13 protein-coding genes are annotated in these 15,809 nt (G+C 40.4%); 6 read left to right on the top strand and 7 right to left on the bottom strand.

What is annotated here, in order from left to right; genetic code table 11:
* The first annotated feature begins 3 nt into the window (after positions 1–3).
* On the top strand, positions 4–822 hold the full coding sequence (locus B3317_RS14130) for a glycosyltransferase family 2 protein (protein ID WP_291112715.1): 819 nt from the start codon (positions 4–6) through the stop codon (positions 820–822).
* On the opposite strand, the gene B3317_RS14125 is transcribed toward B3317_RS14130, so the two are convergent.
* Positions 819–2,192 (bottom strand): methyltransferase RsmF C-terminal domain-like protein, encoded by a 1,374-nt coding sequence (locus tag B3317_RS14125; RefSeq protein ID WP_291112713.1) that lies wholly within the window; start codon positions 2,190–2,192, stop codon positions 819–821. The two genes, B3317_RS14130 and B3317_RS14125, sit on opposite strands and share 4 nt — an antisense overlap.
* Before the next feature lie 42 nt (positions 2,193–2,234).
* Between B3317_RS14125 and B3317_RS14120 the strand changes: the two genes are divergently transcribed.
* The 5 genes from B3317_RS14120 to B3317_RS14100 all read left to right on the top strand — a co-directional run bounded on the left by B3317_RS14120 (position 2,235) and on the right by B3317_RS14100 (position 7,721).
* Positions 2,235–3,839, top strand: coding sequence for an ArnT family glycosyltransferase (locus B3317_RS14120; protein ID WP_291112711.1), 1,605 nt, complete (start codon positions 2,235–2,237; stop codon positions 3,837–3,839).
* A 115-nt stretch (positions 3,840–3,954) separates the two neighbouring features.
* Positions 3,955–4,659, top strand: a complete 705-nt coding sequence (locus B3317_RS14115; RefSeq protein ID WP_291112709.1) for an SAM-dependent methyltransferase — start codon at positions 3,955–3,957, stop codon at positions 4,657–4,659.
* Between the two features lie 482 nt (positions 4,660–5,141).
* Complete coding sequence (locus tag B3317_RS14110) at positions 5,142–5,876, top strand: hypothetical protein (protein ID WP_291112707.1); 735 nt, start codon at positions 5,142–5,144, stop codon at positions 5,874–5,876.
* A 30-nt stretch (positions 5,877–5,906) separates the two neighbouring features.
* Positions 5,907–6,263: a P-II family nitrogen regulator gene (locus tag B3317_RS14105; RefSeq protein WP_291112705.1), complete on the top strand. Its 357-nt coding sequence runs from the start codon at positions 5,907–5,909 to the stop codon at positions 6,261–6,263.
* A gap of 42 nt (positions 6,264–6,305) precedes the next feature.
* Positions 6,306–7,721: an ammonium transporter gene (locus B3317_RS14100; protein ID WP_291112703.1), complete on the top strand. Its 1,416-nt coding sequence runs from the start codon at positions 6,306–6,308 to the stop codon at positions 7,719–7,721.
* A gap of 152 nt (positions 7,722–7,873) precedes the next feature.
* On the opposite strand, the gene B3317_RS14095 is transcribed toward B3317_RS14100, so the two are convergent.
* The 6 genes from B3317_RS14095 to ispE all read right to left on the bottom strand — a co-directional run bounded on the left by B3317_RS14095 (position 7,874) and on the right by ispE (position 15,770).
* Positions 7,874–8,212 carry a YegP family protein gene (locus B3317_RS14095; protein WP_291112701.1) on the bottom strand — a complete coding sequence of 113 codons (339 nt, stop codon included), beginning with the start codon at positions 8,210–8,212 and terminating at the stop codon, positions 7,874–7,876.
* 177 nt (positions 8,213–8,389) lie between these two features.
* A complete protein-coding gene (pyrF, locus tag B3317_RS14090) occupies positions 8,390–9,214 on the bottom strand; it encodes an orotidine-5'-phosphate decarboxylase (protein ID WP_291112699.1) in 825 nt (274 codons plus the stop codon).
* The gene (gene prfA / locus B3317_RS14085) at positions 9,211–10,296 is read right to left on the bottom strand and encodes a peptide chain release factor 1 (RefSeq protein WP_291112697.1); all 1,086 of its coding nucleotides are present in this window, start codon (positions 10,294–10,296) and stop codon (positions 9,211–9,213) included. The genes pyrF and prfA overlap by 4 nt, the downstream gene beginning before the upstream one ends.
* Before the next feature lie 559 nt (positions 10,297–10,855).
* A complete protein-coding gene (gene uvrA / locus B3317_RS14080) occupies positions 10,856–13,690 on the bottom strand; it encodes an excinuclease ABC subunit UvrA (RefSeq protein ID WP_291112695.1) in 2,835 nt (944 codons plus the stop codon).
* Positions 13,691–13,794: 104 nt separating this feature from the next.
* Positions 13,795–14,775: a lytic transglycosylase domain-containing protein gene (locus B3317_RS14075; RefSeq protein ID WP_291112693.1), complete on the bottom strand. Its 981-nt coding sequence runs from the start codon at positions 14,773–14,775 to the stop codon at positions 13,795–13,797.
* 176 nt (positions 14,776–14,951) lie between these two features.
* Positions 14,952–15,770, bottom strand: a complete 819-nt coding sequence (gene ispE / locus B3317_RS14070; RefSeq protein WP_291112691.1) for a 4-(cytidine 5'-diphospho)-2-C-methyl-D-erythritol kinase — start codon at positions 15,768–15,770, stop codon at positions 14,952–14,954.
* Positions 15,771–15,809: the final 39 nt, after the last annotated feature.

Below are 15,809 nucleotides of genomic sequence, written 5' to 3'. Positions count from 1 at the left end.
AATATGAAACTGTCCATTATAACCATAAACCTGAATGACAAAGCCGGTTTGCAAAAGACTATCGACAGTGTTGTTTCACAAACATTTACCGACTATGAGTTTATCATCATCGACGGTAAGTCCACTGACGGCAGTATAGACCTTATCCGCAAATATGAAGATAAGATATCATACTGGGTAAGTGAAAAGGACAGCGGCATATATAACGCTCAAAACAAAGGCATAAAGCAGGCCAAAGGCGAATACCTGTACTTTCTGAACTCCGGCGATGCCTTATATGAAAAAGATACTCTGGAAAAAGTCTTTACAGGTGACCCGCACGACCCTTTCATCTGTGGTAGCTTCTATATGGAGCAAAAAGGCAAACTGGAAGCAGACACCTCATACAAAGACCGTGACTGGCATATGGCTATCTACGAACTGTTTTCCGGATTCCTTTGCCATCAGGCATTCTTTATTCACCGCAGCAACTTCGAAAAATATGGACTGTACGACGAAAGCCTGCGGGTAGTCGCCGACTGGAAACTATTCTTTCAGGGAATAGGAATCGACCAGCTACCGGTAAAATATGTAGACACATTTATCGTCATCTACAATATGGAAGGATTCAGCACCCGGATTGGCGGCAGTGTCATATATCCTGAAAAACTGAAAGTCTGCCGTGAGTTCCTCAACGAAAATGCAGTCAGAAAGCTGGAACGGCTCTATTACCTCGAACAAAACGGCTTTGTTACCGATATAATGAAGTCTAAGCGTTGGATATACAACGGGTTCCGCGCATTCTGTAAAATCGGGCGGATCTTCGGTTTCGTAAAGGGCTAATCCGCCACATTAACTTCGATTTCGGGTATATTTGCAGAACGTATGCGCCATTCCTGCGGATAAAGGTTATTAGCTCGATTCCCTATATTCTTTACAAATCCGAACGGCATATCCTTATATGTCAAAAGAATATAGCCTTTCGGCATATCCTGTAGTATCAGGGCTTCCTTTCTCAGATAGCTTATCGCAGTTTTCCAATCCGCATCGTAAACTTCGAAAGCTTCTATATTCAGATTATTACTCAAAGCCAATGATTGCGCGGGAATAAAATCCTTTCCTTTAAACTCTCCCAAACAGATACCTTCCGATACAATATTCAAACCGGAATTTAAAATACAGACATCATTATACAGTTCTTCCCTGGAGGCATACCAAAAATCCCCCTTCGGATAAAACACAAATTGCTCTTTATCCAAAATATAATCTTTATACTGATCCGGCAATTCCACTCTATTCTTTTTCTCATTTTTTTTTCTTCTGAAGTCGGTACGGACACCCTCTTCCCGCTGCTTCCGCAATAAAGCAAAGAAGAAACCTTCCCCTTTCGTCTTATGGGGAAAAAAACGATAAGCAGGAATACCCTCTGCAAAAGATGGGCTTATCCCCCACTCTTCCTGTATATCCACAGGCAATACTTCTGCTCCTAATTCATCGCGAATCCACTGTACATTTTCTTCATTCTCTTCCGGGTTATAGGTACATGTACTATATAATAATAATCCGTCAGGTTTTAATGAAGGCCATATATCCGCTAAAATCCGTTGCTGGCGTTCTTTGCATAATTTTACATTATCAACAGACCACTCGGATATTGCTCCTTCATCTTTTCGGAACATACCCTCACCCGAACAGGGAGCATCGACAAGTATAATATCAAAGAAGCCTTTCAGTTTGCCAATATGAGCAGGATCGTTGTTTATTACGACAACATTCGGATTACCCCATTTAGTCATATTTTCAGACAAGATATTTGCCCGTGAACGGATTACCTCGTTCGATACCAGCAAACTATCCTCACTCAATAAATCGGCTATCAGAGTAGATTTGCCGCCGGGAGCCGCACACAAATCCAAAACTCTTACATCTCCCTCAACATACTGCTTCAACGCCTGCCCTACAAACATGGAAGACGCTTCCTGTACATAGTAACATCCCGCATGAAACAACGGATCGAACGTAAATTGCGGCCGTTTGTCGAGATAGTAACCTGTTTCGCACCAAGGGACTTTAGTCCCGGATATTTCTTTCCGCTTCTTTTTATTCAAACGGATACTTGTTGGTGAATCACTGCTTAATGCTGCGACAAGGTTGTTCCATTCTTCTCCCAAGAGCGGTTTAGTACGTATTATAAAATCACCGGGCAAATTCATTTTTATTTTTTTAGGCTGTAAAGTTAGAACAATTTATAATTCATGAAAGTAACATTCTCGAATGAATGTGCAAAACAATTCACTGTCAGTAATATTTTTCCTATTTTTGCCTCTGATTTCAATTTATATATAATGATAAAGAAAACGATATCTGATGACAAGAACATATTTATTGTTCTATTCATATACGCTTTCCTTCTTGTCTTTTTCTGCTCGCTGATGTCGCCATTGTATCCGTTCAATGACTGGTCGGATATAAACCTCTATTTCAATATAGGTAAAGCTATGTTTCACGGGCAGACACTATATACTGATATCTTCGATCACAAGGGTCCGCTTATCTTCGTCATTTATGGTATCGGCTCCCTTTTTTCGGAAGACTCTTTTATAGGCATGTACTTCATCGAATCCCTTGCATGGGTGGGCATGACATTTACCGCCTACCTTATAGGAAAATTATACCTCGATAAAATATATGCCTTCATTACCGCGCTCTTTTTCCCTGTCCTGATGCTTTCGCATTCATCGGAAGGAGGTTCGGCCGAAGAATTTATCACGTTATTTATCGTCATCAGTCTCTACCTGTTCATCAGATACTTTAAGAATAAAGACGCTGCTCTGCACAAACCCTCACATATGCTTGTACATGGTATTATGTGTACCATTGTGCTATTTATAAAGCTCAATCTGGTCGTCTTCTGGTTCTTTCCCCTGCTGGCCGTATTTACCAATATACTGCTAAAAAAAGAATATAAGAACCTGCTCCGGAATATAGCTGCATTCCTAGCCGGGGTACTGATTGTAACCTTGCCTATCGTTATCTATTTCCTGATAAACGGAGCGCTCTCCCATGCCTGGGATACTTACATTACACTGAACAGGACATATGCGCAGCTCGGCGATTTCGCCCGCATCATGGAGAACCTGATTGTACGCTTCTACCAACGCCTGAAATATGACAACTACGAATTTATAATCATACTCATCGGTGCGCTATACTTCCCTGTCAGGTATATAGGAAATATATGGGGTAAGATGGGACTGACACTGTCATTTGCGTCATTGTACACAGTTATATTCATGCCCGCCAATTATGTTTTCTACTATTCCATACCCTATTACATTTTCTGTATAACGGGCTTAATCGCTATCCTCGATATACTGCGCAAGTATATTAAGATACCTGCCCGATGGTATTTCTACCTATTTTTTACTCTCGTAGCCCTTGCTTGCGGAATCATGACCAAAGACTTTTTCGGCAAACCAAAAGAAGTCATTTTCAGACAACAGGAAGAAGACAATGGTGTTTTCTATAAGTTCTACAACATAATAGCGAAAGAAAAGAACCCTACTCTCATGTGCATGGGGCTTGATGCCACAACAGGTATCTTTACCAAAGCTAATATAATGCCGACTGTAAAATATTTTATCTCTCCCAATCTGCCTTACAATATTTACCCCGAAATGAGGGACGAACAGACAAGATATATAGAAGAGAAAAAAGTACAATTCATCATATTATCAGAGGCTTCTTTCAGCTACGATTACTATATATCTTTGCCTGTCCTTCACAGAAATTACACGCTTTTAAGCACCTTTGAAGAGAATGGAAAGTCTACTTATTTCCTATACAAGCGAAAAGACTAAATCATACAAACAAATGATAAATAAACAAATATAAGAGAAGTTTCGTCATCATCCTGCCGGAATATACTACCACAGGTGACAGGTATTATCTCTATAAACTAAAACAATAAGAAGCATGCAAACATCATTATACCTTATCCCCGTTACATTAGGAGAAACCGACATAGAACAGGTATTGCCACTACACAACAAGGAAATAATATTGCAAATAAAATATTTCATTGTTGAGAATATCCGTTCGGCACGCCGTTTCTTGAAAAAGGTGGATAGCAATATCAATATAGACGAACTCACCTTCTATGAATTGAACAAACATACCAAACCCGAACATATAGATAATTACCTGCAACCAATAACCAATGGCTTTCATATCGGCATTATATCCGAAGCCGGTTGCCCTGCAGTAGCTGACCCGGGGAACGATATAGTTGCTATTGCTCAGCGAAAGGGCTATAAAGTGGTGCCGTTAGTTGGCCCGTCGTCCATCCTCTTGTCGCTGATGGCATCGGGTTTCAACGGCCAAAGTTTCGCCTTTCAGGGGTATTTGCCTGTCGATGGTGCGGAACGTATCAAGAAGCTAAAACAACTCGAACACTTTATACAATACGATCACCAGACCCAGATATTCATAGAGACACCATACCGGAATCAAAAGCTGGTAGAAGACATAATCAAGCATTGCACACCTTCAACGAAGCTTTGTATAGCAATGAATATTACCTGCAAAGACGAATATATCAAAACATTGCCTGTAAAACAGTGGACTAAGCAACTGCCCGATATGGCCAAACAACTTTGTATCTTTCTTTTATATAAGTAATTCAATGCAATTAACAGTCAGCAGTTAGCCGGAAACAGAAATACAATTTTTTCAGCTTATTACTTAAAACTTACTACTTGTTAAAAGGTAACAAAGGTAACAGTTTTCCTCTTTTTCGAATGCGTTACTCTCTGTACCTGTTTCAATCACTTCTTTCACTTTTTCAAAGAATCCGGAATAAGTCGACACAATTATTTCGCTATATAGATAAAGAGTTCTCAAAAATATACAATAATCATTTTGATTAATTATAGAGACAAACAGTATCTAATAAGCATAAATAGCGCCATTACACAAACAATATAACACACCAAAAACAGTCATTAAAACTTTTTTTCAAATTTACATGCTTCAAATTTGCTCATTAAAATATTTTGACATACTTTTGCCGATATAAACATCAAAAAGAATACTCCAATACCATTTTTCTAATCAAAAAGAGAATAAAAAGACATTTTTAACATCTTTAAATATTTTTGATTATGAAAATTTCAACTTTAAAGAAAAAAGTTTACTTAGTTATCGTTTTATCAGGCTTATTATCGACGGCCCAGATCGATGCCCAATCAAAGATCGATGTTGATTTAGGAGCAGACATTGTAAGTTCATATGTATGGCGTGGAGTGAAGACAGCCGGAGCCAGCATACAACCCAGCCTGAGTGCAAGCGTTGGAGGTTTCTCTTTAAGTGCATGGGGTTCAACTGATTTTACCAGCAATGAAGGCACAAAAGAAGTCGATTTCACAGCAGCCTATGAAACCAGCGGACTAAAACTTGCCGTAACGGACTATTGGTGGGATGGCGAAGGAGCTTACCGCTATTTCAGTTATCCGGCAGAAGGAAACGGAGGGCATATGCTGGAAGCGACAGTAGGCTACACGCTACCCGAATCCTTTCCTCTGAGCGTGACATGGAATACTTTCTTTCTGGGAAGAGGAAATAAAAAAGAAAATGGGGATAACAGTTACTCCACCTATGTGGAACTAGCATACCCTTTTTCAGTCAAAGGTGTAGACATGGGCATATCCACAGGATTCACCCCTTGGGAAAATACGACTCTCGGCACTTCCAAAGGATTTAAAGTTACCTCCGTTATGTTGAATGCATCCAAAAGTATAAAAATAACAGATTCATTCTCTCTACCCGTATTTGCCAATATAATAGCTAATCCGGCAATGGAAGACATACACTTTGTATTCGGAATATCCATCAAGTAAGTAAAAATCACTCTATAATTATTATTTAAAATGAAAAAAATCGAAGCGATTATCCGCAAATCAAAATTTAATGAAGTCCGCGCTGCATTGCACGAAGCAGATATAGACTTCTTGTCGTGGTGGGATGTAAAAGGACAGGGTAGTGCCCGTCAAGGATTAATATTCAGGGGAATAGCATATGACGTGAATGCTATAGACCGTATATATATTTCATTCGTAGTAAGAAATATCAATGTAGAAAAGTCAATAGACGCCATACTAAAAGCGGCATATACGGGAGAAAGCGGTGACGGACGAATTTTCGTTTCCAGTATCGAGCAATCGATACGCATACGCACAGGTGACCACGGCGACGAGTCGTTGTACGATAAAGATGAAGATAAATAAAGATTTGGTTATAAAATTTAATTAAGGTAAAAACAAGAAAATATGAAACGAAGATTATTTAAATATATAACTATATTGCTGTTCGCTTCGCTGACTCTCCCCACAGCCGTAATAGCACAAGATTCCCTGGCCACAAGTACAGATTCTTTACAGGTGGCAGCAACTACCATTGTAGAAAAAGTAACAGAAGAAGCCCCTGCAACACTGGATTCAGGAAATACGGCATGGATGATAGTCGCCACCGTACTGGTACTGATGATGACAGTACCGGGTCTGGCTCTGTTCTACGGAGGACTGGTACGTCAGAAGAACGTATTGAGTGTCATAATGCAATGTCTCTTTATAACAGGCGTTATCAGTATATTATGGATAGCTTTCGGATACAGTTGGGTATTCGGTACAAGTTTTATGGAGTCTGATAACGCCTTAGGGGCAATAATCGGAGGATGGGATAAAGTATTTCTGTGCAGTCTCACCCTCGACACCCTCACAGCCGGAAACATCCCCGAAATACTGTTTGCATTGTTCCAGTGTATGTTTGCAGTTATTACCCCTGCGCTTATCATTGGTGCATTTGCCGAAAGAATCAAATTTTCGGGTTATGTCGTGTTCATCATACTTTGGTCTATCATAGTCTACAACCCTATGGCACACTGGGTATGGGGAGGCGGATGGCTTCAGGAGATGGGTGCCATTGATTTTGCCGGAGGTACTGTCGTACATATCAATGCCGGTATCTCAGCCTTGGTAATGGCTGTTATGCTGGGACGTCGTAAAGGGTACAGAACAATAGGTCATCCATTTACCCCTCATAATATACCATTCGTGTTCATCGGTACAGCATTACTATGGTTGGGCTGGTTCGGTTTCAATGCTGGCAGCGGGCTTGCAGCTGACGGACTTGCAGCGAATGCTTTCCTTGTAACACATCTGGCTACCTGTGTGGCAGCAGTAGTATGGATGTCACTGGAATGGTTCTTGTATAAAAAACCTACTATCGTAGGCTTCTGTACCGGGGCAGTAGCCGGACTGGTGGCAATAACTCCAGCAGCAGGAACAGTTGATGTATTAGGAGCATTCGCCATAGGAGGCATCTCTGCACTGGTATGTTTCTTCATGGTTGCTTATATGAAACCAAAACTGAAATACGACGACTCTCTGGATGCATTTGGTGTACATGGAGTAGGCGGTATCGTAGGATCAATCCTTACAGGTGTATTTGCCACACAGGCAATTACCGGAGCAGAAGGTGTACAGGGTGCTTTATACGGTGACTGGAACCAACTCTGGATACAAGTAGTGGCTACCGGAGCATCAGTCGTTTACAGTGCAGTACTTACATTCATCCTGTTCTTCATCGTTAACAAAACAATCGGACTTAGGGTATCCAAAGAAGAAGAAGCTGTGGGACTTGATATTTCCCAACATGGAGAATTTGCTTACAGTGAAGACGAATAAAAATATCAGAGATTACATTATACTATAAAAACACGACGAGAAAAGCGGGAGATAGATTCTTATCTATTCCCGCTTTTCATTCTTCTATTTTAATAGAAAAAAACGAAAGCCTGTAAAACAGGCCTTCATCTACATATAATAAATATTATTCTTTATTTTTCAACTGTCAGGTCTACGACTTCAGCTTCGGGAGCGTTTTTCTTTACAGAAGCAATACCATTGTCACGGCTGGCTACACTTTCATACATTTCACTTGTACCGATAATTTGTCCGTTAGTTGCCTTCAGGTTGAAGTACGGTTTCCCGTTCTTTGCTTCCAGCTTATCAAAGCGGGCATCTACCTGACTGTTTTTCTTTACAGATTCAATTCCGTTTTTACAATTTTCCTTAGTTGTATAGCCTTCGCTTGTAAGTATTACTTGTCCGTTACTAGCTTTAAGATCAAACTGGTATTCTCCACTTTTTCTCTTCTTGATTTCAAATTTTCCCATTTTGTTTTGTTTTAAAAGTTTATATTTAGGATAACGCAAGTTTACAACAAAAAGTTCAGTTTTCATAATTTTTTCATACAATATATCATCTTACAATTTACAGAAAAATATACACTAAAATAAAATAAGCCTCGTAAAATGAATTTTACGAGGCTTCATATCTTCAGATATACGTTCTCAAATAATCTTTTCCAGATACCCGGCCATCTCTACCTGTACTTTCTTTGCTTCTGCTGTCGCGGCAAAAGCAAACTCACGTGTATTATCAGCATAGATAATCGCACGTGATGAATTAACCAACAGTCCGCATTGCGAATTCATCCCATATTTCACCACTTCGGCCAAACTACCTCCTTGTGCCCCTACTCCGGGTACTAAAAGAAAATGATAAGGCACAATCTTCCGGATATCGGCAAACATTTCACCTTGTGTAGCCCCTACCACATACATAAGTTGTTCATCGGTAGCCCACTCCTGAGATTTCCTCAATACTTTCTCAAACAAACGTTCTCCTGCTTTATCTTCGGTTAACTGAAAGTCTGCCGAACCCTTATTGGAGGTAAGCGCCAAAAGAATAACCCATTTCTTCGGATACTTTACAAATGGCTTCACACTATCTTCTCCCATATAAGGAGCTACCGTTACGGCACCAGCTTTCAAGTGTTCAAATGCCGATACGGCATACATTTCAGAAGTATTACCTATATCACCCCGCTTGGCATCTAGTATGATAAACTGATCCGGATACTTGATCCGTATATATTCTATTGTTTTCTCCAAAGCAATAATACCCTTCACCCCGTAGCTTTCATAAAAAGCAGTATTGGGTTTATAGGCCACACAATATTTAGCTGTGGCGTCTATAATCGCCTTGTTAAAAGCATATATAGGATCTTCCTCTTCTAAAAGATGAGATGGTATCTTTTTTATGTCAGTATCCAATCCTACACACAAGAAGGATTTTTTCTTTTTAATATTTTCAAATAATTCTTGCTTTGTCATAGTTCACTCTCTTTTAATCTTTCAGTATTCTCTGCTATAATCAACTGGTCTATTATCGGTTGTATTTCGCCATCCATCACACCCGACAAGTTATACAGCGTAAGGTTGATACGGTGATCCGTAACTCTTCCCTGCGGATAATTATAAGTTCTGATTTTGGCTGAACGGTCACCCGTAGATACCATCGTCTTACGTTTTGAGGCTATTTCGGCCTGATATTTAGACAATTCTATATCATACAATTTTGTCCTCAACATCTGCATTGCCAACTCCCTGTTTGCCAGCTGGGAACGAGCCTGCTGGCAGACAACGACCAAACCCGAAGGCTTATGAGTCAATTGTACTTTCGTTTCCACTTTATTTACATTCTGACCTCCTGCTCCACTCGATCTGGCTGTCTGCATCTCTATATCGGCCGGATTTATTTCTACATCTACTTCCTCTGCCTCTGGTAATACGGCAACTGTAGCAGCCGAGGTATGCACTCGCCCTTGTGTCTCAGTAGCGGGCACACGTTGTACACGATGTACACCCGATTCGTATTTCAATATCCCGTAAACACCTTCGCCTGCAACGGTAAATATCACTTCTTTATACCCTCCCGAAGTTCCTTCTGTCAAGCTGGTTATCTCCGTTCTCCATCCTTTGAGTTCACAGTATTTAATATACATCCGGTAAAGATCTCCGGCAAAAATAGCTGCTTCATCTCCGCCTGTACCTCCACGTATTTCTACAATAGCATTTTTACTATCCTCGGGATCTGCCGGGACTAACAGTAATTTTATTTCCTCTTCCAGCTCCGGCAGACGTATATTGGCTGTTTCGAGTTCATCTTTAGCCATTTCCCGCAATTCGGCATCATTTTCCGAATCCAGAATATCCTTTGCTTCTTCTATTGTAGTCAACAGTTGTTTATACTCGTTACGGGCTATACTTATTTTCTCCAAATCACGGTATTCTTTATTCAGCTTGACATATCGCTTCATATCAGCAATAACCGAGGGATCGGTTATAAGCTTACCTATTTCTTCGAAGCGCATAACCAAAGTATCAAGTTTTTCCAATAAAGATAGCTGACTCATAGTAATTTATTCCTTTTCCTTTAAATTCGGGGACAAAGGTAAAAATAAGTTGTAAGTTATGAAATTATATATTATAAGTATTTTCAACAACTCAATAATAATTAAAAGTTAGTTAATCATATAAAAACAGAAAGTCCGCGAAATCACCTTCGCAGACTTCCCAACCTTAACACAAACTTTACAAAACTACACAATAGAGCTGATTGCAGCCTGATATTTGGTTCATTCGTAATTTCAGGAACCAACTCTGTGTTCGATTATATCTTCTTAAGATAAAGACAACGTGTACCCATAAGCAACATGTCATCAATTCTTATTGTTTTAATGCTTTCTAATAAAAACAGATTTTGGAAACTATAGATTAGAATGTAATATTCTCCGGTTCAAAGTAGTAAGTGAATCTATCAATTAATCTGAGGAAACCCTCATTTTTCTTTACATTTCTACCTTCAGATATTATAGTTGCCGTTTCTCTATTATCACCCGACAAAGATAGTAAATTTTACACATTGGCAATAGATAATATCTATTTTTTTGAAAAATTATCTTTTCAAACAAATTAACTTAACTCATCTCTTAGATATTCAGCCGTAAAGCTATTTCTCTCTTTAATTACCTCTTCCGGTTTTCCGACAGCGACAACAGTTCCCCCTCCGATTCCCCCATCAGGACCCATATCTATAATATAATCGGCACTCTTTATAATATCCTGGTTATGTTCGATTACGATGATTGTATTCCCTCTGTCTACCAGCTTATTCAGCACACCGAGCAATACTCTTATATCTTCGAAATGAAGCCCTGTAGTGGGCTCATCCAGTATATATATAGTATTTCCCGTATCTATTCTTGCCAGTTCGGATGCAAGTTTGATGCGCTGCGACTCCCCGCCGGACAGAGTCGTGGAAGGCTGACCGAGTCTCAGATAGCCCAGACCGACCTCCTGTAACACTTTCACTTTATGTAATATAACAGGTACATTCTCAAAAAACTCGACAGCCATATTGATTGTCATATCTAATACATCTGCAATGGATTTACCTTTAAACCGGACTTCCAACGTCTCCCTGTTGTAACGTTTCCCGTGGCATTCTTCGCATTGCACATAAACGTCCGGAAGGAAATTCATACCGATAGTCTTATAACCGTTTCCTCCGCAGACTTCACACCGACCGCCTTTCACATTAAAAGAAAAGCGTCCGGGTTTATACCCCCTGATCTTCGATTCGGGAAGACCTACAAAAAGGTTACGGATATCCGAAAATACACCTGTATAGGTTGCCGGATTGGAACGCGGAGTACGTCCGATAGGCGACTGGTCAACGCTGATAACTTTATCTACATTGTCAATTCCGTCTAATGTTTTATATGGCAACGGGTCGGTTAATGACTTGTATAGGTGCTGGCTCAATATCGGTTGCAACGTTCCGTTTATAAGGCTCGATTTACCGCTACCCGATACTCCCGTCACACAAATGAATGTATTGAGCGGGAATGTGACTGACACATCTTTCAGATTATGTCCTGTCGCACCTTTTATTGTTATTTTCTTACCGTTACCTTTTCGCCTTTTCTTCGGGATCTCTATTTTGAGTTTACCATTCAGGTAATCAGCAGTCATAGTACTTGCACTTAGCATCTCTTTTGGGGTTCCGGCAAAAACGACCTTACCTCCGCGACGCCCTGCATAGGGGCCAAGATCGACCACATAATCGGCATCGAGCATAATATCTTTATCGTGTTCTACGACTATCACCGAGTTGCCCGAATCACGCAATTTCTTCAATGAATCTATGAGCCTGTTATTATCCCGCTGATGCAGGCCGATACTGGGTTCATCCAATATGTAAAGAACATTTACCAACTGGGAACCTATCTGCGTGGCAAGCCTTATTCGCTGACTTTCGCCACCGGACAGCGTTACCGAAGCCCTGTTCAGTGAAAGATAATTCAGTCCCACATCGAGCAGAAACGAAAGACGGGATACAATTTCCTTCTTGATCTCCTGCGCTATTACTTGCTGACGCTCCGAGATATGCACATCCATATCCTGTATCCATTCATATAACCGTTGGATATCCATTTCTGCAAGTTCGGCTATATTCTTTTCATTTATCTTGTAATGAAGCGCTTCTTTATTCAGGCGCTGGCCGTTACAATCAGGGCAGACATCCGTTTTAATAAATTGCTCCGCCCATTTCTGTGCCGATGCCGATGAGTCGCTATCCTGCTGCATCTCAATATACTTCGTAACACCTTCGAACGCTACTACATAATTCGATGTTCCCAACGATTCGTTTTTAATCTGTAAACGTTCGTCAGTACCAAACATGATATCATCCATCGCCTCTTGTGGTATATCCTTTATCGGTGTCTTGATAGAAACTCCATGTTTCTCACAAATGGCTTCTATTTGCCAGAAAAACAATGAATTTTTATATTTTCCAAGCGGGGCTATACCACCCGCATAAATACTCAGTTGCGGCTTGGGTACTATCTTCCCCATATCTACCTGATTGACTATTCCCAGCCCTTTACAACGGGGACATGCTCCATGCGGCGAGTTGAATGAAAATGTATGAGGTGCGGGTTCACTATACGACAATCCGGTTGTAGGACACATCAGCTGACGACTGAAATGGCGTACGTCCCCGGTTTCTACATCCTGAATCATTATAAGCCCGTCTCCCTGCTTCATCGCCGTGCGCAAACTGGCCTTCAGATTATCCGCAAATTTATTGGATACCTGCAACTTATCTATCAGCACTTCTATACTGTGCATTTTGTACCTGTCGACACGCATACCCGGGAGTATTTCCCGTATCACACCGTCTACACGTACTGTAAGATAGCCTTTCTTACTGATCTGCTCGAACAGCTCTTTATAATGCCCTTTACGGTTCCGGACTACGGGAGCCAGCAAATATATCTTTTTCCCGATATAGCGCTCCATAATGAGTTCCAGAATCTGCTCTTCGGTATATTTCACCATTTTCTCCCCGGTAAGGTAGGAATAAGCATCTCCTGCACGTGCATACAGCAAACGGAGGAAGTCATATATCTCGGTGGTTGTGCCTACCGTAGAACGGGGATTACGGTTAGTCGTTTTTTGTTCGATAGAGATAACCGGACTAAGCCCCGTTATCTTATCCACATCAGGACGCTCCATACCACCCAGAAAATTACGTGCATATGCCGAAAATGTTTCAATATAACGACGTTGTCCTTCTGCAAAGATAGTATCGAACGCCAATGACGACTTTCCGCTACCACTAAGACCCGTGATAACTACAAGCGAATCGCGGGGTATTTCTACGTCTATATTTTTGAGATTGTGAACGCGTGCTCCATACACGCTTATCGTTTCTTTTGCTTCCTGTGTATTTGTTTCCATTAAATAAAAATGTTCAATTACATTAGTCGTTTTGCGTGGCCCGGCATAATGCAAAGTAAACTTTGATTCTGCCTTCGCTACTTAAAACGTTCCTTTCTAAACACTTATCTATCCTTGTAAATCCAGGCTTTGTCGTGTACTTTTATTTTCTCTCCCTTTTTATAATAGAGCGATTCCTGCGTAGGTAAAAGAATTGTATATGAACTACGGCTTTTGGTAGTAATAGTTAGTTTTCTATCTCTGAGCCATGAATTGAAATCTTTCAACTGAGCATAGGTAAGTCCTTTCTCTTTGGCAAAGCTTGCCAAATCGGGGATAGACTGTGCCACCTCTACTTTTGTAAACTCAATAGGTTTGTATAAATCGTTTTCTGTAAGGACAAACCCGTATTTAGCCGGGTCTTCGAATATTTGCTTAATAGCCAGCATACGGTAATAATACCGGGTAGTTTCGTTTACCAGCCAAAGATCAAGGCTATCTTCGGCCTGTTGCTTATCCAGTTCGGTACTTATCCGCCCTTGTCCTGCATTGTAGGATAAAGCGACGCTCGCCCAACTTCCATACTTGGCATAAGCCTCTTTCAGATAACGGCAAGCAGCCTCTGTCGATTTTTCTATCGAATACCGTTCATCTACCTCCGATGATACTTCTAATCCGTAGCTAGGTGCAGTCTTAGGCATAAACTGCCACAACCCGGCCGCTCCGGCGGATGATACCGCACGATGATCGAGGCTACTCTCTATTACTGCGAGATATTTAAAATCTTCGGGAACATTATTTTCTTTCAGTATAGGTTCTATAATAGGGAAATAACGGTTGGCTTTCTTTATCAGGAGTAAAGTTGTAGAATGTAGATAAGTAAACCCGTTTATCTCACGATCGTAACGCTCATGTAAATCATATCTGTCCAAAATGAGCTCTTCGCCGGCAAATTCTACCTTATGGGGAACCTCTACCGACTTAGTCATCGACAGCACATAGGGTACTTTGGATTGTACATCGTCCCCGCTATTATTGGAAAGTAAAAAAAATGCCAGAAAGCACAAAATGAGGACGGAAAGGGAATATATTATATATTTTTTCATCGGAGAAAACTAAGGTCGCAGACCTTTTTGTTAATATTTTATGTATAAAATATTCAATCAGTAAGAGCTAAACAATATTTCATTAAATACAGTCAGGCCTCTATTCTTTTTGAATAGATAATAACTATCAAAGGTACGATTTTATTTTCAGAAATGAAATTACATATATAGCCCTATTATGCGGGTCCCTGCCATACAATGCAGTCCTGATAAGAGTTTTGAATATCAGATTGCTCTTCCTTAAAAATTCCAAAAACAGAAGAGCCCGAACCTGTCATGGATGCATACAATGCCCCTTTCTTATATAAATCCTCTTTCAAACCTCCAATTACAGGATATTTGACAAATACACTTTTTTCAAAATCATTCTCCATCAACCCTTTCCAGCCGGAAACAGGCTGTTTTATGATTTCTTTCAATGATATATGAGGCTGTTTCGGTTTTATTTCGGCAAAAGCATCTTTAGTAGGCACATGGATATCCGGCTTAATCAATACCAGAAAATATCCTTTGAGGGATAAATCTATTTCATCAAATACCTCTCCTATCCCACTAGCAAATACGGGCCGGTTGTAAATAAAAAAAGGACAGTCGGCTCCCAGTTGTACAGCTAATGCTGCCAGTTCCTCGTTGGAAATATTCAGACCAAAAGTGCTGTTTATAAGTTTCAACATGAAAGATGCGTCCGCCGACCCTCCTCCAAGTCCTGCTCCGAAAGGAATCTTTTTTAAAAGATGTACCTCAACCGGAGGAAACTTATATTTAGTGCGCATCAGCCTCAAGGCCTTCATTACCAGATTATCTTCAGTAGTAGAGTCCACTTTTATTCCAGCTTCGACGAAGGTGTCGCAAAACTGATCTTCACGGATTATTATCTCCAGAGCATCTTTTATGCCAATGGGGTAAAAAATGGTTTCCAAATTATGATATCCATCTGTCCGTTTGGAAACAATATTCAGCCCTAAGTTTATTTTCGCGTTGGGGAAACAAATCATGTTTTTGAATGAAGAATGAAGAACGAAGAATAGAGAGTG

Source organism: Dysgonomonas sp. UBA7710 (assembly GCF_002482385.1).
In the GTDB taxonomy this organism is placed as follows: Bacteria; Bacteroidota; Bacteroidia; order Bacteroidales; family Dysgonomonadaceae; genus Dysgonomonas.
Note: the sequence above shows the minus strand (reverse complement) of the source record. Positions and strands in the feature narration are given on the sequence as shown.